Source organism: Pelatocladus sp. (assembly GCF_059505505.1).
Genome location: NZ_JCACKS010000251.1, coordinates 14,707 through 35,202, shown reverse-complemented (window position 1 = coordinate 35,202; position 20,496 = coordinate 14,707). Strand labels below are relative to the sequence as shown.

The window sequence follows — 20,496 nt, the reverse complement described above, 5'->3', positions numbered from 1 at the left end:
CAGGATTTATCCGAGGGCTTGAGGATGTGTGGATTTGCTTTACAGATAAATCAGCTTGCTCTGTACCCTGCTCGAAATTATTGGTCAAATATTAAATAACTGAGAATTTTTGTCGTATTTCACTTTGCCGTATTCCAGCTTCACAATCCGATCTGCAATGTGAAAATATCGGTCATCGTGGCTGATAACGAGTACAGTTTTGCCTCTACTTTTTAGTTCTGGTAGAAGTTGTGTGTAGAATATTTCCTTAAAGATAGGATCTTGATCTGAAGCCCATTCATCAAACATATAAATAGGACGATCTTCTAGGTATGTAGTTAGTAGAGCAAGACGCTTACGCTGTCCCTGAGAAAGATTTGTTGTAGAAAAGACGCCATCTTTGACCTTAACTTTATGGTCAAGTTGTAGTTGGATAAGATAGTTTTGAGCTTGAGCATCTAAGTTGCTACTTTCTAAACCTAGTAAACGCTCAAAAAGATAAAAATCAGAAAATATTACAGAGAATTGCTGACGATACCACTCTCTATTGTGATTATCGATGAGCTTCCCATCTAGATAAATTTCTCCAGTTTCAGGAACATAAAGACCAGAAATTAATTTAGCGAGGGTAGACTTACCACTACCATTACCTCCTACGATAAAAATTAATTCTCCTGGATGGAATTTTAAGTTAATGGGACCAAGAATAAAATTTGTTTCCTCTCGCTCCTGGTAATAAGTATGGGTAACATTCATCAGTTCTAGAGACTGCCAAAAATTTTCTGAATTAAGTACTTGTTCAGAAATAGTTTCGTTTGAGCAGTTAGGTAATGAAAGACCCAGAGACTCAACTTTTTTTAATGCCACTAAGACTCTAGTTATATTGGGTAACATACCCATGATGTGTTCCAAAGGTGACATCATATAGATGATAGTTAGGGCATAGGCAAACAGAATTGTGGGATGAATTTTTGTTAGGGAAGGTAGGACGAATAAAAGCAAACCGATAGCGACAAAAAAGAGAATTTGTCCCCAACTACCAGCAGCTGCAAAAACACTCATTCCAACAAGATTATGTTGGCGGGATGATAGAGCAGCATGACGAAGGTCTTCTCTGAGAAATGATAGGCGTCGCTCACGGTGCAGCTTGAGTTCCTTTGTGCCTTGAGTTATCGCACAGAAATGGTTAAATAATTGATATTCCTGTTCGCGAGCCAATTTCAGCAAAGACATCGCTTTGATCATTGGTAGTAAATAGCTGAATATTCCTACGAATAGGAAGCAAAGACCGATAACAAATACAGTAGTAGACAGCCAACCCAAATAAATTAAGCAGGCAATCACAATGGCAATATTGATACAGAAGAAAGGAATAATTAAAACTGCGCCAGAAATTGTTCCGATATCTTCAGTCAGGGTAGCTAAAAGACGATAAGCACCAATTTGTTCTAACTGACGTAAGGGAGAAGCAAGTATACGACGGCTTATCAGCATCCGTAGGTCGAAAATAGCTTTTTCTGAAAGATTAATGAGCAAAACTTGAGAAACTAAATTAGCAATTAGTCGTATTAAACACAGAGCAACAAAGCTCCAAACTAATGTAGTAGTCGATGGTTGATTTTGGCTCAATGTGACATTAATTAGAGCAATCAGACCAGCAGCACAACCACCACTAAGAATACCAGCCAACACAGCAAGGCTGAGGAAAAGAGCGGAAGTACGTAAAAGAAGGCGCAAAAGGTTCATTGCTCATCCTCAATAGTCAAAGGATTTGAATATTTAGAGCAAACGACATTGGGTAATTAAGTTAAAAAAACGAGAAATGCTAGTTTTCAATGATTACTGTTGATGCAAATTTCAAAATCATCAAATCACGCAGATATCAAGAATGATTGCTTAAGTTCTAGGCGATCGCACTGCACAAATATTTTTTGGGGGTTACACCCTAGATTTCGTATTAGGATTAAGCTCTTTAATTAACTTGGCGTAACGAGGCATATCAACCATAAATGAGAGAAAATTAGATAATGAGTTACGCTTTTTGAGTCCCAAAGGTGTGAGTTTCCAGGTTGCAACAGATCCATTAGCCACATGCACATCTCCGGCTAACTTGGCATTTTGTTTAGCTTCTTCACCTGTAATATAAGCTGCGCTCCGGCCACCTGATAAGTGAGTATAGTTATGATTCTGGTGTATAGCTGTAACCACATCTGTGGTATCTACAATGGGAATTTCCAATTTACGTGCATAGTAAGTTATCCAATGATCCCAATGACCCCGCCCTACAGCAAAAGACGGAATTTCGGCATAGAGTGGCTTGGGAAAGACAAAATAATCCATACACACAATTGATGCTAATGTCCCTTGTTTCACAGCAAAGTTGTGAAGCTTAATGTCCCAATCAAGTGCATCAAAGTCTAATGGTTCTGTAATATTCACATCAGTACGCTGTCCAATCATCAAAAAAGAATGGAAAGATGCGACTTGCAATTTATTCACAGCGACTAAGAAATCATTTAACAGAATAATGTCACTATTTACGTAACTCAAAATAGAACCTTTAGCAAGCTCTTGAGCCTGGCGAAATATTCCATCTAACAATGGTGTACCATAATCATTGAATTGAATATTGGGTATGTGGATTACACCAAGGTGATGAGAAATTTCCTCAATACCTTCTTCTTTACCAAATAAGAGGATCTGTGGACGAGGGTTAAGTAATGTCCAACTCTTTATTGCATTCTTTTGAATGAGACCAATATGTCCTTTAAATGCTTTAGGTACAGTAAAAAGCGTAATTTCTTTTTGGTTGAAAATTGCTGTGTTTTTTGCTATTTGTGTCATCACAAATACCTTATACCTTATCTATTTTTTATCTTGAGAAAGTAATTATCAAAAGTAGGCAAAATTGCTATTTCTACCTATTTAATGGTAGTTTTGCATTGGTTCGATTCTTAGATCATTTCTATATGAAGACGCATAGAAAGAACCCCACCGCCTGCGGCACCTCACCTTACTAAGGGGAGGTTGGGAGGGGTCAAATACTGTGCAGCTTCACAGAGAATTGGTATTACTTGGTTGAAATATTAATGTCTTCGATGCACTTCATCATCTAAAACTTGTAGATACTTACGCAGAATAATTAACAAAAATAAAGTTTGTAGGGGTTGTATGAACAAGTTTGTAGGGAAGTTTTGAAAAGAAAGTTTTTATGGTTTCTGAATTATCAGCTAAACCATATGTGTAGTACTCAATTATAACAATTTTAGGCTTATGCTTTTCATAATCTAAAGTTGACCAAACTTCTAATTCAGTTCCCTCAACATCTAAATCTAAAATATCAATGGCGCCAATTTTATGTTTTTCCAAAATAGTTTCAAGTTTGAAAGAAGGTACTCGTACAGTATCTTTGAATTGAATCTGGTTTGGTTCTTTATACTCTTCTTTTGGTACAGTACTAGAATACTCAGGAGAAGAAGCCTGGAAGAATTCTATTTCTCCTTCTATCGGCGAGATAGCAGCCCACTCTACATTTGACCTGTCTTTTTTAAGTAATTCGATTTGATTAATGTCAGCATCAATACAAATTCCATTCCAACCATTTTTTTCAAAAAAATAAGTATTAGAGAGATAACTTGGATGTCCAGCCCCAACATCGACGAATACCCCTTGGCGCGACGAATTTAGTTTTTCAAAAATATATCTGTCTTCTCCAAATTGGGAATGAAATTTAGTGTATTTACATTCGTTGTCTCTTAATCGAAAAACTTCATTTTTCATATATTCTAACTCCATTAAAAAAGGAATCATGAACTTTGAAGAACTGAAAAGTTTATTAATCATTGAATTTTCTCCATTTTAATGATTGACAAAATATTTTGCTCAGACCAACTTTTCTAGATTGGTGAGTTCACTTATTATCGTATTAACACTAGACTGCAAAAGCTTTTTATACAAACTTTTAAAGCTATACATACATAGAAAATGAGGATTTTTCATGCACGTTTATATTGATTATTAGCAAAGTTTTCTGCACGCATTTGGTTAAGCTTAGTTACAGCAATCCATCGATACACAGTATCTACAAATTGTGGAGCAACTTGTCCAATACCAAACATGACTTTGGTCAAAAATTCAGTGCTAAAACTCTCGTTGATAATGACCTCTGCCTTGTTTTTCTGAATAGCTCTAATTACTGCTTTTGCTACTTCTTCAGGTTTAGATTTACCTGCTAACATGGGAATAGGTAAGCCACTATCAACAGTCATTCCGGTTTTAGAAATATATCCTGGACAGATTGCTGAAAACTTTATTCCACTATGAACTAATTCCTGTCGCAGAGAATCAGTCCACATGAGCAAACCAGCTTTACTCGCTGAATAAATACTGTTGTAAGGAACTCCCTTTTTTCCAGCCAGAGAAGAAATATTAACTATGTGACCATTACCTTGTTCTAACATACTTGGTAATAACAGACGAGTTAATTCCATTGCAGCTATTAAATTAGTTGTTAATATTGACTGGAGATCCTTGAGAGAAGAATTGGCAAAAGATTGATAAATTTCCATCCCAGTATTATTAATTAAAATATCAACTGGAGTGACTGTATTCTGAATACGTTGTACTAGCACTGATAAATTTTCCACATTTGCAAGGTCAAAGGTGAAACCAATAAATTTACCACCTATATCTTTGACTTCATCACGTGTTTTATTCAGCCCGGATTTTGAACGAGAAATGCCAATGATGGTTGCCTTCTCTTTTGCTAGAGCATGAGCAATATGTACTCCTAAACCGCGTGATGCTCCAGTCAAAATTACTGTTTTACTCGTAATAGTTGTCATGATAAATAACCTGCTAAAGTTCAAACAAAACGTCAAATTAAATTTGCAAAACAGAATATTAAATACTCCTGTTCTATCTGTTCCATAGGAAACAGATGAATTGTGTCTAAACTATTCAAACGATGCCAAGCTTTTAAGCCAAAAATGAGAATGGCTCATACTACGTTGAAAGGACTAGCTTTATTTTTTAAGTATCGTCCCATCAATTTGGATTAGTACTCATATTATGCTTATGAGATACTCAATTACAACTCATATGCAACACTTTTGCGAAACCTTGAGGTAAGGAAAAACTATTACAATAAAGCAGAAAGCCTTACCATCATCACTAAGAATGATTTGATTGATTCCTTCTGGAGATGTATATATTCATTCTAAATAATGATTTTGAAAACCTAATATTACTCAGCCTGATATATTTTGGGCATATAATAATTACTAAACCAAGTTACTAGTTATTCATTCAGGCGATCGCTTTGTGCAATAAAATCCCCTCTAGCAAAAAATAGAAGGGATAGATGTTAAAAAGTAATTTAAACTGTGTTTAGTGCTGTCACAAGTTTATTCCCAAACTTGATTTTTGACGCTGAACTCTTGACACTTGACAAATGACAAATTTAATTTTGGTTGTCGATGACGACGATTTCGCACGCAAGCAGTTACATAAATTGCTCGCAACAGTAGGCTATGAAGTAGTAGAAGCAAGTTGTGGTGAGGAAGCCTTAGCTGTCTATACTCAACAGCAACCAAAATTAGTGCTGCTAGATGCTTTGATGTCAGGGATGGATGGGTTTAGCTGCTGCGCGCAATTAAAAACACTTCCTGGTGGCGATCGCATACCCATATTAATAGTTACAGGTCTTGCTGATCAAGAATCTATAGAAAAAGCTTTTGCAGCAGGTGCAGCAGATTTTATTACCAAGCCCATTAAATGGCCAATTCTGCATCAACGAGTGCAGCGTCTTTTAGAAGCTAGTCATGCGATGCAGTCACTACGACAACAAACTCAACAGCAGATTCTAGTAGCAGAACTCAGTCAACAGGGACTAGCTGGTATAGACTTAATTTCGCTGATGCAGCAAGCTGTGACCTTTGTTGCCGAATGTCTAGAGGTAGAGTATTGTAAAGTCTTGGAACTGCTACCAAATGGCAATAACTTACTGCTACGGGCGGGAGTCGGTTGGCAATCAGGGCTTGTAGGACAAGCAATGGTCAGCGCAGGTATAAATTCTCAAGCGGGTTACACTCTAGTTTCTAACGATCCAGTCATTGTAGAAGACCTCCGTACAGAAACCCGTTTCACAGGGCCACAACTGCTAATTGACCATCAAGTAATTAGCGGTTTGTCGGTGATTATTCATGGTAAAGACCGTCCTTTCGGTGTTTTAGGCGCACACACAACAAAACATCGCACTTTTAGCAAAGATGATATTTATTTTTTGCAAGCAACTGCTAATGTTCTGGTGACGGCGATCGAACGCCAAAGAGTTGAAGACGCACTCAAGGAAAGTGAACAACGTTGGCATTTAGCTTTACGGGGTAATAATGATGGTATTTGGGATTGGAATGTCAAAACCAATGAAGTTTTCTATTCCACACGCTGGAAACAAATGCTTGGTTACGAAGAACAGGAAATTTCCAACGATTTGGATGAATGGTCAAGCAGAGTACATCCTGATGATATTGGCTGGGTGAGGCAACTTATCCAAGACCACTTGAATCAAAAAACTCCCTTTTACATTAGTGAATATCGTATTCTCTGTAAAGACGGCACTTATAAATGGATTTTGGATCGCGGTCAAGCGCTGTGGGATGAAGAAGGTCATGTTGTCCGGATGGCAGGTTCCCATAGCGATATTACCGAACGTAAGCTAGCAGAAGAAAAATTACGTCAGAGTGAGGAACGCTTTCAATTCCTGGCTCGTGCGACCACAGATGTAGTTTGGGACTGGGATTTACTCACAGACTATGTGTGGTGGAATAACAATGTCCAAACACTATTTGGTTATTTACCAGAGGAAATCGGGAAAAACGCTAATTGGTGGTATGAATGCATACACCCAGATGATAGACATAGAATTTCTACCAGTATTCAGCTTGTCATAGAAAGTAAACAACAAGCTTGGTCTGATGAATATCGCTTTTGCCGTAAAGATGGTTCTTATGCATACATTTTTGATCGCGGTTACATTGTCCACGATCGCACGGGTAATTCTGTACGGATGATCGGAGCAATGATGGATATTAGCGATCGCAAACTAGCACAAGAAGAATTACAGCGTCAAAACATGCGATCGCGTTTGTTTGCCGATATTACTCTCAAAATTCGCCAGTCATTGCAAATCGATACAATTCTCCAAACTAGTGTCACGGAGGTACAAAAACTCTTAAACGCCGACCGAGTAATCATTTTTAAGCTGCTATCTCAAGATTATGGAAGTGTAGTTAAAGAAGCAGTCGTTCCTGGCTTTCCTATAATTATCGGAGAAAACATCATTGACCCCTGCTTTAACGAAACATACATCGAGAAATACAAAAGTGGGCGGGTTGGGATGATTACCAATGTCGAAGAAGGTAATCTTGCACCCTGCTATCTAGAAATGTTGCAAAGATATGCGATCAAAGCTAACCTTGTTGTCCCAATTATCCAACACAACAAACTATGGGGGCTATTGATTGCCCATCAGTGCGCTCATCCCCGTTATTGGAATGAATGGGAAACAGAACTATTGCGACAACTAGCAGACCAAATGGGTATTGCGCTTGGTCAAGCTAAACTCTTAGAACAAGAAACGCGCCAACGCGAAGAACTTAGCCGTTCTAACAATGAACTGCAAGAATTCGCCTTTGTCGCTTCTCATGACTTGCAAGAACCACTACGGAAAATCAAAACCTTTGGCGATCGCCTCAAAGCTAACTGTAGTGATGTTCTCCCAGAACAGGGACACGACTATCTTGAGCGGATACAAAATGCAGCTCGGCGGATGCAGATTTTAATAGAAGATTTATTAAGCCTTTCACGAGTTACCACCAGAGCGCAGCCTTTTGTTCCTGTGGATCTTTTGCAGTTAACACAAGAAGTGTTATCTGATTTAGAAATCAGTATTCAGCAAACCGGAGCAAACTTAGAAATAGGTGAATTATCCACTATCAACGCCGACCCGTTGCAAATACGACAATTGTTACAAAATTTGATTGTTAATGCTCTGAAGTTTCACCGCCCAGAAGTAACGCCCATCGTTAAAATTTATAGCCAAGTCTTATCAGAACCATCAGAACATACTAGTACTGAAAAATGTCAAATCATTGTGGAAGATAACGGTATAGGGTTTAATGAGAAATACTTAGACCGGATATTTAACGTCTTTCAGCGCCTACATGGTCGTAGTGAATATGATGGCACTGGTATAGGGTTAGCAATCTGCCGAAAAATTGTTGAGCGTCATCACGGAAGCATTACTGCTAAAAGTGAGCCAGGGCAAGGAGCAAAATTTATTGTGACTTTGCCAATTCATCACCTTTCCTGATTTTTCTGTGACTCATAGTTTTATTATATCCCCATATAAAACTTTTTAATCTCCCATTTCTAGCAATTCATTTGTTTCAATTTAATAATGAATTAATCCTAATCAACATCACAAAGGAGAAAATGCAGAGTGAAGGGTCGGCAAACAACCGTCACGATCTTGATGGCTGATGATGATGAGGACGACTACATGTTAGTTCGTGAAGCATTGGCAGAAAGTCGCTTGGCTATTGATCTACGCATCGTTCGAGATGGAGAGGAGTTAATGGATTATCTGTATCGCCATGGTCGGTATGCTGATCCTAATATTTCACCTCATCCCGGTCTGATTTTGTTAGATTTAAATATGCCTAAAAAAGATGGTCGTGAGGCGCTCAGAGAAATCAAAAATGATCCAGAGCTAAGGTCAATTCCCGTTGTAGTACTAACTACCTCAAAAGCTGAGGAAGATATTTATCGTACCTATAATTTGGGAGCGAATTCATTTATTATTAAACCTGTGACATTCGCCGCCTTAGTAGAGGTGATGAAGGCTATAGGAAAATATTGGTTTGAAATTGTAGAACTGCCGCTATGAGCGTGGGAGGGAGCAATGAAAAACAACCTGATCGAAGTTCTGCTGATTGATGATGATGAAGATGACTATATATTAACTCGTGATTGGTTTGGAGAATTTCAAGTAGTTTCTTGTGCCTTGGAATGGGTAAACAGCTATCAAGCTGGTAGGGATGCCATCCTGACGGGGCAATATGATGTTTATCTTGTAGATTATCGTTTAGGCGAAGGAAACGGATTAGAACTATTACGCCAAGCGATTAATAATGGCTGTGCAGCCCCAATTATTTTTCTCACTGGTCAGGGAGACAGAGAAATAGATATTGAAGCAATGAAAGCTGGGGCCGCAGATTATTTAGAAAAAAGCCAACTAGCAGCCCCTTTACTTGAGCGTTCGATTCGTTATGCTTTAGAACGTAAACAAAATGAGAAAAAAATCCGAGAGCAAGCTGCTTTATTAGATGTGGCTACCGATGCCATTTTTGTACAGGATTTAGATAACAAAATTTTATTTTGGAATAAAGCCGCCGAACTTCTTTATAAATGGAAAAAAGAAGAAGCTATTGGTAAAAAAGCCTTGGAACTTTGGCAAGAAAAAGACTTATCAAAATTACAAGCAGCCTTCTCAATTTTGATGAAAAATCGTGCCTGGGAAGGAGAATTACAGCAAATCACAAAAATAGGTCAAGAAATCACAGTTGAAAGTCGTTGGACACTTGTAAGAGATTTTGACCATAGATCTCAATGCTTTTTAGTTGTCAATACTGATATTACTCAGAAAAAACTATTAGAATCCCAATTTTTACGCGCCCAAAGATTAGAGAGTATAGGTACTCTGGCTAGCGGTATTGCCCATGACCTTAACAATGTCCTAGCACCAATATTAATGACAGCGCAACTGTTAGAATCACAACTGGATGATGAGCGCAGTAAGCGACTTTTACCCATTTTAATTACTAATGCTAAACGGGGAGCAAATTTAGTCAAGCAAGTATTATCTTTTACTCGCGGTATGGAAGGCGATCGCACCTTGCTGCAATTTAAGCACATAGTCAGAGAAATTCAGCAAGTCATGAGAGAAACATTCCCAAAATCTATAGAAGTTTCTACGCTCATTCCAGCAAACCTCTGGACTATATATGGTGATGCTACGCAACTACATCAAGTACTAATGAATTTATGTGTTAATGCCCGTGATGCTATGCCTATTGGCGGGAGTTTAAGTATTTCTGCGGAAAACTTTTTAGTAGACGAAAATTATGCCAGAATGCATTTAGATGCGCGAATTGGTGCTTATGTAGCCATTACAGTCACCGACACAGGAGTCGGTATTGCTCCAGGAATATTAGATCGAATTTTTGAGCCATTTTATACAACCAAAGAATTTGGTAAAGGAACTGGTCTCGGTCTTTCTACGGTCCTGGGAATTATTAAAAGTCATGGCGGTTTTATCAATGTCTACAGTGAACTTGGTAAGGGTACTCAATTTAAAGTGTTTTTGCCAGCACAACAGATACCCGAAACTATAGAAGAAACAGAGAAAGAGTTACCCAGTGGTAATGGCGAATTAATTTTGGTCGTTGACGATGAAGATTCGATTCGCGACATCACCAAAACATCTTTAGAGATTCATAATTATAAAGCAATCACAGCCTGTGATGGCATTGAAGCGATCGCTCTTTATGCAGAACATCGCGACGAAATATCTGTAGTATTAACAGATATGCTTATGCCTTCTATGGATGGACTCACAACTATTCGCACCTTGAAAAAAATTAATCCCCATGTCAAAATCATCGCCGTCAGTGGACTAGCTTCCACCGAAAAGGTGAACGCCGCAACAGACATAGGTGTCAAAGCCTTTTTATCCAAACCCTACACCGCCAAGCAATTATTGCAAACCATTGGCGTGGTGAAAAGTGGAAGGTAGTTAGGGGATTGGGGAAGGTAGGGGTCCCCTCTGGGGATAAGGGGCAGGTGGGGCCCCTGGAGGGGATAAGGGGTAATGGGGATTGAGGGACAAAGGGGACATGGAGATAAACTAATGACTAATGACTAATGACTAATGACTAATAATTCTGAAATTTTAGCTGTAAATGACGCATTTTACCGTGCATTTGAAAAAAAAGATATTGAGGCTATGAGTGCAGTTTGGTCTCAAGGAACGGGTAGTGTTTGTATTCATCCGGGTTGGAATATACTCCGGGGTTGGAAAGCAATTTCTACCTCTTGGGAGAAGATATTTAAAAATACGCCTTATATTGAAATAAACACCGAGATAATTACTGTCGAGTTCCGCGATCATCTTGCTTATATTGTGTTAGTAGAAAATGTCATGCAAGTGATTAATGGTAGGAAAATTGAAGCGCGATCGCTTGCTACGAATATCTTTGAATTTCTTGGTGGAAAATGGTACTTAACACACCATCATGCTAGTCCAATTATGCGATGAGCTGCGTTAACTTAGTGATATCACTATCACTATAGCAAAGCAATGAAAAGAATCTGGGTATTGATCTGCCTGGGAACATTGGTATTTATTATGTTCTGGGGTGATTTGTTTTCTCATCCTGCTGCATCGCAACAAATAGAATCTCGCCTAAATAATCTAGAAGCAGATTTTAATCGTTTAGAATCACAAGTTAATCAACTTCAATCTCAGCTATCAAACCGTCCTTCTTCATCACGAAGAACAACTATAACTCCCTCGCCATCTTCTCGACGCAATCTCTCCCAACAAAAAGATCCAATGTTTGACAGACTGGCTACATTAGTAGTTGAAGTCAAACGACAAGTCCAAAGATTAGAAAAGCGAGTTACTCAATTAGAGTCTCGTTAGAATTAGAATAATTTAATTAAAGAATAAATTTGTACTAAAGAACTCCACTGCTCTATTCATTAGACATCTCTAGAAATTAATTATGCGTTACCTGAAATCCTTGTAGAGACGCGAAATTACCCTGGGGGATCTTGCTACGCGTCTCTACATTCTTTTTCACCAGATGTCTATTAGTCACATCTTTCTTTACAATCTTGAAACCCTGATTTTGTAAGCATCTTAGAACTTGAATTTTTAAGCATACTTGACAAAATTGCGCTTAATATTCTCGCTAAAACGGGGTTTTTATTGAGAATGAACAATGAACTAATCAGGGTTATAAAAAACGTGAGTGAATACTCTCATAAATGTTGAGAAAGATCCGGGTAATGGATAGAAGGAGGGTGAGAGGTTGGGAGGGGTTAAAATAATGTGCAGCTTTACAGAGAATTGGTATAATATCTGAGCTTTAGGAAAATCTCAATTTTCAAAACAGTCGTAAGTAACTATTTTTCAATACCTGTTCTATTGAACCCAGTTGATTGAAGTCACTAATCATCACAGACGCTCTTGTTTGTTTATTATTAAGCATATCTTTTAGTGGTGTGAGTAAATTCACGTCTGGATCTTTCCCCAGCGCAACTTCAGCAGCTTGTAAAACTTGTGAGGCGATCGCAAAAATCTCTTGATGATCAAATCCCTCTTTTGCAGAGATTTGGTGTTTTTCGGCGTCTGGAATTATTGCTCTTCCTGGTAATGATTTATCCAAAACCAGACCTTTTAATAATGCTAGTAATGCAGCATAAAGATAAAAGTCATCACAACTATCAAATGATTTGAATTCTATTCGACCTACTTCTGCTGGAATACGTGCGATTTTTGTCAGTGAGGGTGTAGACTGAATCAATTGTTCTGGTTTTTCTACAAATACAATTGCTGCGGCTCTTTTACCTGTTCTGATAAATGTCCTTATCGATAAACCTTCCCATAAATCACCATTATAAAAAGGAGAACTAAAACTAAAAGGAACAATATAAGGACTATAGTAAGTTAGCTTTTTAGCAATATCAATTAAACCTTCATAAGATAAATCAGGAAATGATAAATTTAAATCTGGACCATAGCTGACCATAAAAATATGAGCAGTTTGTTCATCAGGATTAGCCTGTAAGATACTACGTTCATATTTATTTAGTGGGGGTTCAGGCTCAAAAACAGTTTTGTAGGGATTAAAACTAATTAAAATTGGCGATAACTCAAATTGTGCAGCCACTTGACGTAGCAAGTCAAAACTTTTCGACAATTCATTAATAGTACTTTTAATATCAGGATTGATTGTGGTTCTGATTTCAATACCTTTGGGAATACAATCTATAAGTTTTTCAGTATCTTCTGCAAATCTCTCAAACCCTTCGATATACCACCTTTTTTTTCTAATACCAGCGTCTCCAATACACAATTGCATTGAGTCGTGAGGATATGTGGGTAGCTGTTCAATTATTTGATTAAAATCGGCAAATTTTGTACAAGAAAAATCTACAAACTTTCCTTCCGCATTCAGGAAAGCAACTTCATGCTCAATGCCAAAATAAAACATTATTTATACCTTTTGCTTAATCTTAATTTTATTGGAATTCAACCGAATTTAACTAAAGCCAAACGATAGCTATTTGCCAAGAGTGGGATATACGAAAACAAGAAGCGATTGATGGGGGAAAAACGCTTTAAATACTGATTTGGCAAATCACTAAACCTACAAACCTCTAAGATTTGATAGCGATTATCCCAATTTTTGATTTTATGAATATCAGAAATTCCCCAGTCAAACTTGGCTGATGTGTATTTAAGAGAATCGTGGTACTTTTGATTTTTTACTATTAAAGGAGACATAGAATCGAAACCAAACCATGAACCTGGGAACTGTTGTAAAAAATTGGCAAAAAGTTGCTGTACTTGCTTTTCATTGAGATACATCAGCACACCTTCTGCTACAAACATGCAGGGTTGCACACTCACAGCTTTTACACACTTAAACCAGTCTGTATCTAAACAAGAAGCAGTGATAAAACGGCGACGTTCTGTTTCTTGAAAAAACTGTTTCCGCAATTCCATTACATCCGGTAAATCTAAATCAAACCAACGTACTTGTCCGTTATCCACTCGTTCAAAGCGTGTATTCAATCCAGCACCAATCTCAACAACCGTACCTTGGGGATATTTTTCTAGATAATTACGTATCCAGTTGTCGAGGATCATACCTCGTAAGCAAGTCCCTGATTGCGAATTTTTAGCATTAATAAATTTATCAAAATCATAATCAATTGCTTGGAGAATCTCAACTGATTTGGGGTCTACAATAATTGGATCAGATTGCTTTGTTTCGGTAGCTCTTGCCCATAAGGTAATTAACAATGTTTCTTGTATGACACCAAGATTGACTTTTGTTTTAGTCATAAGTCTTAGTTAAGTAACATCTGTGAAATAATCTAATTATAAAAATTCTCAATAATTTTAGCACAACCAAATCACGATAGAACATACAGAGTAGTGAACTATAAAAAAATTTCAAGGCGTAAATAAAAGTACTTTTTAAAAATGATGAAAAGCTTATCATGTAAGCTTTCTAGCTTCTGCATTTTACCTACCTTGAAAAGCCACTCCGCCTCTACTGTCTCCTGCCTTCTTGTATTAGTATGGACTTGGGAAAAGCTAGAGGCGTGAGTTTATGACAAGTGCCGTTCAATCTCCCTACAGTAGTGAACAAGTAGCAGCATGGCTGCGTGGATTACTGACTATTGCTTGGGCAGATGGTGATTTTGATAACCAAGAACAAGAATTAATTGCCAGCATTACCAAAGATGAACTGGCTCCTGAGACAAACTTGGAGTCTTTAGGCGTTATTGAACCAGAGGAATTAGCTGTTTTTCTGGGTTACGGTACGCCAGCAGCAGAAAATTTCTTGCGTACAGCTGTGATGGTGGCGATCGCTGATGGTACATATTCTAAAAGCGAAGACTATCTTCTGCACCAGTTGTGCAAGGCTTTGGGAGAACCAGAAGACTTACTAGAAGCTCTGCGTCATACTTTAGAATTCCACCCAACAGAGCCATTAGAACAGCAGGTAGAGACTCCTTTAGTTCTCGCACCCACAAAGCGACAACTCGACGCATTATACCCAGTCCGTGACTGGCTCGACGGACTAGACATCCAAGATCCTAGAGTCGCCCGTTTCTTATGCAAAATGATTCCTTCCCAGTGTCCATTTGAACGTGATGTTAAGCTATTTGGACGCAAAGTAGTACACATTCCACCTTTATGTAAACTCAATCCACTGTATGAACAGCTGGTTGGCTTACGTTTCCGCGCCCTCTCCTATTTAGCAGATGATTGTGGTGAGGATATTTCGGAATATATTTAGTTAGTGGTTACTAGTCATTGGTCATTGGTCATTAGTACAAGACTTTTGACTAATGTAACTAATGACTTATACTTCTTTGATGGTACAGAGCAAGCATAAAAATCTGTGGGTCAATCCAAAATCCAAAATCGAATGACTAATGACCAATGACATAAACGCGCAAGTGGCTTCCCGCAGGGTAGGACAAATAACTAATTATGCAATTCATCGATCAAGCAAAAATTGAAGTAGCAGCAGGTAAGGGAGGCGACGGAATTGTCGCTTTCCGACGGGAAAAGTATGTACCAGCAGGTGGCCCTTCTGGTGGTAATGGGGGAAAGGGCGGTTCAGTGATTTTACGTGCTGTGGAAAACTTGCAAACCTTACTTGACTTCAGATACAACCATCTTTTTCAAGCAGAACATGGTTCTCGCGGCGGCCCAAATAATCGCACCGGAGCCAATGGCAAGGATCTGATTATTGAAGTTCCCTGTGGTACGGTAGTTTATGATGTCGAAACAGAGGAAATTATTGGGGACTTGGTGCAATCTGAGCAAGATTTGCTAGTTGCTAAAGGTGGTAAAGGTGGACTGGGAAATCAGTATTTTTTGAGTAACCGCAACCGCGCCCCTGAGTATGCTTTACCAGGATTACCAGGAGAAATCAAGCAGCTGCGTTTAGAGTTAAAACTTTTAGCAGAAGTGGGAATTATTGGTTTACCAAATGCGGGAAAATCCACTTTAATCTCTGCTTTATCAGCAGCACGTCCCAAAATTGCTGATTATCCCTTCACTACTCTTGTGCCAAATTTAGGTGTGGTACGTAAACCCAATGGTGATGGTACAGTTTTTGCCGATATTCCAGGATTAATTACAGGTGCTTCCCAAGGTGCAGGATTAGGACATGATTTCTTGCGTCACATTGAACGCACGCGAGTGCTGTTGCATTTAATTGATGCAACTAGTGAGGATGCGATCGCAGACTATAAAATCATCGAACAAGAATTGCAGGATTACGGCAGAGGTTTATCAGATCGTCCCCAAATTTTAGCTCTCAACAAAATCGATGCAGTTGATAGGGAAAGTGTAGATTTAGAATCACTAGCAACACAACTTAACCATCTTTCTCACGCCCCAGTATTCTTAATTTCAGGTGTTACTGGCGCTGGATTAGAGCCGATGCTCCAGGAAATTTGGTCACTGTTAGAGAAAATGAATCCCGTAAAATTAGTTCAATAAAACCTATTAATTTGTGACAAAGGGTCTTCTTCTTTTAAGAAGTAAAAAGTAAAAAGTAAAAAGATAATCCCCATAAATAAATTTAGGGGATTTAATAGGGACGTATTATTTCTCGCGCTGTGCGTCTGGTAGACGCGTATCCCTCACGGGACGCTTTGCGACTCAGCGGCTTCAAGGAAGAGTAATAAATGTTTTCCTGATCGATCCATAAATAAATTTAGGCGCTTAGTACCAGCACTTTTTCTTTATCAGGACTTACGCAACTGGCATATTATTTTAAGTTCGTAGTGAGGACTAAAGTCCTCACTACAAGCAAAATTTTGAAATTTTTGTGACACTTGCGTAAGTCCTGCTTTATGAGTGACTTTTGCCTTGTTCGGTCATATAGAAGAGGACTATGCAATTTTCCGTAAAAACACGGATAAATAACTCCCAATGATAGCTAAATATTTGAATAAATACTAATAAAATTTACCTGAATTAGCATATAATCCGCTCTATTCCTGTTTTTACTGATTTTAATGTCATATATTAATTGTTACATTTAATTAACTGTATTTACACCATAATATTTTACAATATATAACTGGATAGTATTAACTTATTATCAAGTTAGTACGTATATTGATTGAAAAAGAACATCTGTATGACTTTGTTAGCACAGATTTGATAGGAATCCCATTTGATTTTTGAAAAGTCAATAACTACTCAATGGGAGCATCCCAAATGTTCAAAAAACCTGCCTGCGATTGAAATCGCAGTCTCATAGTGAAGCAGACTACTTGATTTTATGAAGTCGTCTGAAGACGATTTGTGCTATTAGCTAAGGGTTTAAACCCAAGCGCAGTATATTGAAAAAATTGGGATGTTCCATACTCAACCGACTTAGATATTCCAACCAAACCGGGGTGCTGATTTCAAAAAATTCTGGAAAACTTACTTAGCCATCTACACAGTGTGATAGAGGATGTATACCCATACCAAATTTTTGAATTTCAGCGTTGATGAATATTTACAATTTGAACTGGAAAGCCGAATCCGTCACGAATATCTAGCGGGTCAAGTCTATCCAATGCGAGAAGACAGTGATCACTGTAAAGTGATCACTAGCAATATATTGCCCCGATTACGTACACATTTGTTTGGTACAGATTATCGGATTTATTCATCAGAGATGAAGATTAGGATTGATGATTTAGACATATTTTATTACCCACATATCTGTGTCACTTGCAATCCTCAAGACCGAGAAAAGTTTTACAAGCATCAACCTTGTTTGATAGTGGAAGTTTTTTCCTCAGCCACGGAACGTATTTATCGTAACGAAAAGCTGATGAATTATCGTCGATTAAAAAGTTTGCAAGAATATGTATTAGTTTGCGAATCAGAAATCAAGGTTGAAGTCTATCGTAAAAACAATCAAAACAATTGGTTTGTAGAAAAATTGCTACAAGAAGAAGATAATCTCAAATTAGCTTCTGTAGACTTAGAAATAGCGATCGCAGATATTTATGAGGATGTAAAGATGTAAAATTTATGGTATCCTTTGCCCCAACGGTGTGAAATTGTGATGTATGCGAAAACTGTTAGTTACTGGCGCTAGTGGGTTTTTAGGTTGGCATCTTTGCCAATTAGCAAATCTCAAATGGGAAGTTTATGGAACTTTCTTGACTAACTCTGTAGAAATTCCTAATACCAAAATGCTGAAAGTCAATTTAACAAACTTTCAGGAATTGAAACAGATATTTAGTGAAATTCAGCCAGCCGCAGTAATTCATACCGCCGCACAATCACAACCTAATTATTGCCAAAATCATCCTGAAGAAACTTACGCAACGAATGTAATGGTTTCTCACAACATTGCTGGTTTGTGTGCAGATCATTGTATTCCTTGCGTATTTACATCTACTGACCTTGTTTTTGATGGTTTAAATCCTCCTTACCCTGAAACAGATCCCGTATGTCCTGTAAATAAATACGGTGAACAAAAAGTGATGGCAGAAGTGGGAATGTTAGAACGCTATCCTTTAACTGCTGTGTGTAGAATGCCATTAATGTTTGGTGCAGCAACACCCACTGCGAGCAGCTTTATACAACCATTTATACAAACTCTTCAAGAAGGTAAAGAACTAAAATTATTTACAGATGAATTTCGCACACCAGTTAGTGCTAACACCGCAGCTAAAGGACTATTATTAGCATTAGAAAAAGTAAAAGGTATCATTCACTTAGGTGGTAAAGAAAGAATTTCTCGGTATGATTTTGGACGTTTGTTAGTAGAAATATTTCAATTACCCACTACCGGATTAAAAGCCTGTCTGCAACAAGATGTAAAAATGTCTGCACCTAGACCCAGCGATGTTTCTTTAGATAGTTCTCAAGCTTTTGCATTAGGATATCAACCCCTATGTTTACAATCACAATTAGAAGAATTAACCAACAAATACAGCTTAAATAAACACAGAGATATCTTTACCCTTTAAGCTTAGATTTGGAAGATTAAACAATAGTGTTTCTTGTTGAATTGAAGTCAATAACGACTGAACTAAACGCCAGCGATCGCCAATTGGCAACTGCAACCCCTGGTTTTGCATGTTATGTGGCCGCTCCACACTACGCCAATACCAAAATACTTTCCGTTTCGCTATTTTTAAATTGAATGATCGTGTCCAAATTATCTCTCAAAACTTGCATAATCTTCGATGTTGGGCTATTGCCATCTTTGCCCAAAAATCCAGATTTTTCACTTGTGATCAAAAATCATTCACATAACACCCCTTATACCCTTTCTTTCGCTGGTGGCGTAATACCGCGATCGCATAATCCTTGGGAAAGTTCATTTAAAAATTCCAAGTCTTCTCCAGGTAAAGACTCAAGAGGATTTTCTGTTTTCTCAAGAAAACTAAAAGCTTGCCGAAATTGACTTGTGGTTGCGTCAATCGGTGAATCAAGGTGACAAGGAATTATCCGCACAAAATCCCAACTCGCCACTAAGTTAGCCCATTTGATAGTTTCTTCTGGATCTCGGTTCAGAATCAGAGTTTGCAGAATTGGCGCAACAAATAAGCGTCCATCTTTGCGTAAGCGATAAAACGATTGTTGCCAATTATTCCACTTAAAAGGAAACAAACCAAAATAGGCTTTCTTGGAACGATCTGGCGCTTCCAATGCATGACGAAAAACTTGTCCCGTGCCAATAACTTCTAGCGCACTCGGTCGGAAGTAAAAAGCAAATAATACAATGCGTTGCCATCCTTTACAACGGTTAGCTTCAGTGTCAAAAACTCTGTGGAAAGTGTCGTCTTTAGCATGAAATAGCAAAGGATAAGGATCAAGTTGAACTATTGGTGGTGGTTCAGCAGGGATAGACACGACTATATCTGTAACTAGCAGTGTCCGCGATCGCTTGTGGAAAAATGCAACTTCGGCAAATCGTCCTGGTCCCAACTCGATAGGGCCAAGAATTGCATAATTAAACTCATCGCTAAAGGGTACATCACTACTATTAGCTGGCAGTACATGGGTTCGTCCTAGAGGTAAACCCAGCCAACTCAGGGGTAAATTGAGAGGAAAACTCCACTGCTTCGGGGCTACAAACACTTGTGCTTGAGGAAAGCGTCTAGCAAAAGGGCCGACAAAAACTTTATGTTCTAAACCAGAAATAGTGGGCAGGATAATATATTTAACATCCCCGTGTTCTGCAACTAATTCTTCAACCAGGCGTATACACTCTGGAGTTGGTGCGATCGGTGCATAAACCAGCAGTCCACCTGCTTCTAGTTTCACAACAGTCATGCGAATTGGCACAACAACATAGAAAATGCCTTGTATCTGGTCAAAAGTCCAGATCGTATCCTTAACTACTTCTTGGCAGAGTGTGCGTCGTTTGCCAAAAGGGTAGAGTGGTAAAATAGGCCAGAAAGCCCAAGACCAATCTTTTAAAGAAATCGCATCCTGTTGTGTTTGCATATTTTGCACTTTCATCGTGGTTATTTCCACGACTCGATCCTCCCAAATCCCCAAGACTCAGAATATTTTATCTAAATATACATATAATAAACATAGAGGTATATGAGTATATGGGTTTCAGAAGTTGGAAATCGGTGAGGGTCATTCAAAATAGAATTGCTTGAATTTTT

Annotated in this window: 16 protein-coding genes; 9 read left to right on the top strand and 7 right to left on the bottom strand. The window is 38.2% G+C overall.

Translation table 11 applies throughout. From position 1 onward, the window contains the following. Positions 1–84 precede the first annotated feature (84 nt). The 4 genes from AC5JMK_RS25850 to AC5JMK_RS25835 all read right to left on the bottom strand — a co-directional run bounded on the left by AC5JMK_RS25850 (position 85) and on the right by AC5JMK_RS25835 (position 4,823). Positions 85–1,725, bottom strand: a complete 1,641-nt coding sequence (locus tag AC5JMK_RS25850; RefSeq protein WP_096678359.1) for a cyclic peptide export ABC transporter — start codon at positions 1,723–1,725, stop codon at positions 85–87. Between the two features lie 192 nt (positions 1,726–1,917). Then, positions 1,918–2,823: a hypothetical protein gene (locus AC5JMK_RS25845; protein WP_096678361.1), complete on the bottom strand. Its 906-nt coding sequence runs from the start codon at positions 2,821–2,823 to the stop codon at positions 1,918–1,920. Positions 2,824–3,108: 285 nt separating this feature from the next. After that, positions 3,109–3,822: an FkbM family methyltransferase gene (locus tag AC5JMK_RS25840; protein ID WP_495911295.1), complete on the bottom strand. Its 714-nt coding sequence runs from the start codon at positions 3,820–3,822 to the stop codon at positions 3,109–3,111. A gap of 152 nt (positions 3,823–3,974) precedes the next feature. After that, on the bottom strand, positions 3,975–4,823 hold the full coding sequence (locus AC5JMK_RS25835) for an SDR family NAD(P)-dependent oxidoreductase (RefSeq protein ID WP_495911294.1): 849 nt from the start codon (positions 4,821–4,823) through the stop codon (positions 3,975–3,977). Between the two features lie 608 nt (positions 4,824–5,431). On the opposite strand from AC5JMK_RS25835, the gene AC5JMK_RS25830 reads away from it, so the two are divergent. The 5 genes from AC5JMK_RS25830 (at position 5,432) to AC5JMK_RS25810 (ending at position 11,743) form a co-directional block, all read left to right on the top strand. Beyond that, on the top strand, positions 5,432–8,350 hold the full coding sequence (locus tag AC5JMK_RS25830) for a PAS domain-containing protein (protein ID WP_096678367.1): 2,919 nt from the start codon (positions 5,432–5,434) through the stop codon (positions 8,348–8,350). A 129-nt stretch (positions 8,351–8,479) separates the two neighbouring features. Further along, complete coding sequence (locus AC5JMK_RS25825) at positions 8,480–8,926, top strand: response regulator (protein WP_495911293.1); 447 nt, start codon at positions 8,480–8,482, stop codon at positions 8,924–8,926. A gap of 15 nt (positions 8,927–8,941) precedes the next feature. Beyond that, on the top strand, positions 8,942–10,834 hold the full coding sequence (locus AC5JMK_RS25820; RefSeq protein ID WP_495911292.1) for a hybrid sensor histidine kinase/response regulator: 1,893 nt from the start codon (positions 8,942–8,944) through the stop codon (positions 10,832–10,834). A gap of 135 nt (positions 10,835–10,969) precedes the next feature. Then, positions 10,970–11,356 carry a nuclear transport factor 2 family protein gene (locus AC5JMK_RS25815; RefSeq protein ID WP_096678373.1) on the top strand — a complete coding sequence of 129 codons (387 nt, stop codon included), beginning with the start codon at positions 10,970–10,972 and terminating at the stop codon, positions 11,354–11,356. 42 nt (positions 11,357–11,398) lie between these two features. Next, positions 11,399–11,743, top strand: coding sequence for a hypothetical protein (locus AC5JMK_RS25810; protein ID WP_096678375.1), 345 nt, complete (start codon positions 11,399–11,401; stop codon positions 11,741–11,743). 466 nt (positions 11,744–12,209) lie between these two features. Here the strand turns inward: AC5JMK_RS25810 and AC5JMK_RS25805 are convergent, their stop codons facing one another. Beyond that, the gene (locus AC5JMK_RS25805) at positions 12,210–13,319 is read right to left on the bottom strand and encodes a glutamate--cysteine ligase (protein WP_096678377.1); all 1,110 of its coding nucleotides are present in this window, start codon (positions 13,317–13,319) and stop codon (positions 12,210–12,212) included. Between the two features lie 38 nt (positions 13,320–13,357). Continuing rightward, complete coding sequence (locus AC5JMK_RS25800; RefSeq protein WP_096678379.1) at positions 13,358–14,176, bottom strand: class I SAM-dependent methyltransferase; 819 nt, start codon at positions 14,174–14,176, stop codon at positions 13,358–13,360. Positions 14,177–14,447: 271 nt separating this feature from the next. On the opposite strand from AC5JMK_RS25800, the gene AC5JMK_RS25795 reads away from it, so the two are divergent. The 4 genes from AC5JMK_RS25795 (at position 14,448) to AC5JMK_RS25780 (ending at position 18,840) form a co-directional block, all read left to right on the top strand. Further along, positions 14,448–15,140 (top strand): Mo-dependent nitrogenase C-terminal domain-containing protein, encoded by a 693-nt coding sequence (locus tag AC5JMK_RS25795; protein WP_096678381.1) that lies wholly within the window; start codon positions 14,448–14,450, stop codon positions 15,138–15,140. A 197-nt stretch (positions 15,141–15,337) separates the two neighbouring features. Next, on the top strand, positions 15,338–16,357 hold the full coding sequence (gene obgE, locus AC5JMK_RS25790) for a GTPase ObgE (protein WP_096678383.1): 1,020 nt from the start codon (positions 15,338–15,340) through the stop codon (positions 16,355–16,357). A gap of 967 nt (positions 16,358–17,324) precedes the next feature. Next, positions 17,325–17,888 carry a Uma2 family endonuclease gene (locus tag AC5JMK_RS25785; protein ID WP_096678385.1) on the top strand — a complete coding sequence of 188 codons (564 nt, stop codon included), beginning with the start codon at positions 17,325–17,327 and terminating at the stop codon, positions 17,886–17,888. A gap of 43 nt (positions 17,889–17,931) precedes the next feature. Further along, positions 17,932–18,840, top strand: coding sequence for an SDR family oxidoreductase (locus tag AC5JMK_RS25780; RefSeq protein WP_096678387.1), 909 nt, complete (start codon positions 17,932–17,934; stop codon positions 18,838–18,840). A gap of 295 nt (positions 18,841–19,135) precedes the next feature. Here the strand turns inward: AC5JMK_RS25780 and AC5JMK_RS25775 are convergent, their stop codons facing one another. Continuing rightward, positions 19,136–20,341, bottom strand: a complete 1,206-nt coding sequence (locus tag AC5JMK_RS25775; protein WP_495911291.1) for a DUF4336 domain-containing protein — start codon at positions 20,339–20,341, stop codon at positions 19,136–19,138. Between the last annotated feature and the right edge of the window lie 155 nt (positions 20,342–20,496).

What these genes read in the sequence shown, in the direction of transcription:
- AC5JMK_RS25850 (WP_096678359.1), bottom strand. Translation starts at nt 1,725, where the DNA reads ATGAACCTTTTGCGCCTTCTTTTACGTACTTCCGCTCTTTTCCTCAGC.
- AC5JMK_RS25845 (WP_096678361.1), bottom strand. Translation starts at nt 2,823, where the DNA reads ATGACACAAATAGCAAAAAACACAGCAATTTTCAACCAAAAAGAAATT.
- AC5JMK_RS25840 (WP_495911295.1), bottom strand. Translation starts at nt 3,822, where the DNA reads ATGATTAATAAACTTTTCAGTTCTTCAAAGTTCATGATTCCTTTTTTA.
- AC5JMK_RS25835 (WP_495911294.1), bottom strand. Translation starts at nt 4,823, where the DNA reads ATGACAACTATTACGAGTAAAACAGTAATTTTGACTGGAGCATCACGC.
- AC5JMK_RS25830 (WP_096678367.1), top strand. Translation starts at nt 5,432, where the DNA reads ATGACAAATTTAATTTTGGTTGTCGATGACGACGATTTCGCACGCAAG.
- AC5JMK_RS25820 (WP_495911292.1), top strand. Translation starts at nt 8,942, where the DNA reads ATGAAAAACAACCTGATCGAAGTTCTGCTGATTGATGATGATGAAGAT.
- AC5JMK_RS25815 (WP_096678373.1), top strand. Translation starts at nt 10,970, where the DNA reads ATGACTAATAATTCTGAAATTTTAGCTGTAAATGACGCATTTTACCGT.
- AC5JMK_RS25810 (WP_096678375.1), top strand. Translation starts at nt 11,399, where the DNA reads ATGAAAAGAATCTGGGTATTGATCTGCCTGGGAACATTGGTATTTATT.
- AC5JMK_RS25805 (WP_096678377.1), bottom strand. Translation starts at nt 13,319, where the DNA reads ATGTTTTATTTTGGCATTGAGCATGAAGTTGCTTTCCTGAATGCGGAA.
- AC5JMK_RS25800 (WP_096678379.1), bottom strand. Translation starts at nt 14,176, where the DNA reads ATGACTAAAACAAAAGTCAATCTTGGTGTCATACAAGAAACATTGTTA.
- AC5JMK_RS25795 (WP_096678381.1), top strand. Translation starts at nt 14,448, where the DNA reads ATGACAAGTGCCGTTCAATCTCCCTACAGTAGTGAACAAGTAGCAGCA.
- obgE (WP_096678383.1), top strand. Translation starts at nt 15,338, where the DNA reads ATGCAATTCATCGATCAAGCAAAAATTGAAGTAGCAGCAGGTAAGGGA.
- AC5JMK_RS25785 (WP_096678385.1), top strand. Translation starts at nt 17,325, where the DNA reads ATGTATACCCATACCAAATTTTTGAATTTCAGCGTTGATGAATATTTA.
- AC5JMK_RS25780 (WP_096678387.1), top strand. Translation starts at nt 17,932, where the DNA reads ATGCGAAAACTGTTAGTTACTGGCGCTAGTGGGTTTTTAGGTTGGCAT.
- AC5JMK_RS25775 (WP_495911291.1), bottom strand. Translation starts at nt 20,341, where the DNA reads ATGAAAGTGCAAAATATGCAAACACAACAGGATGCGATTTCTTTAAAA.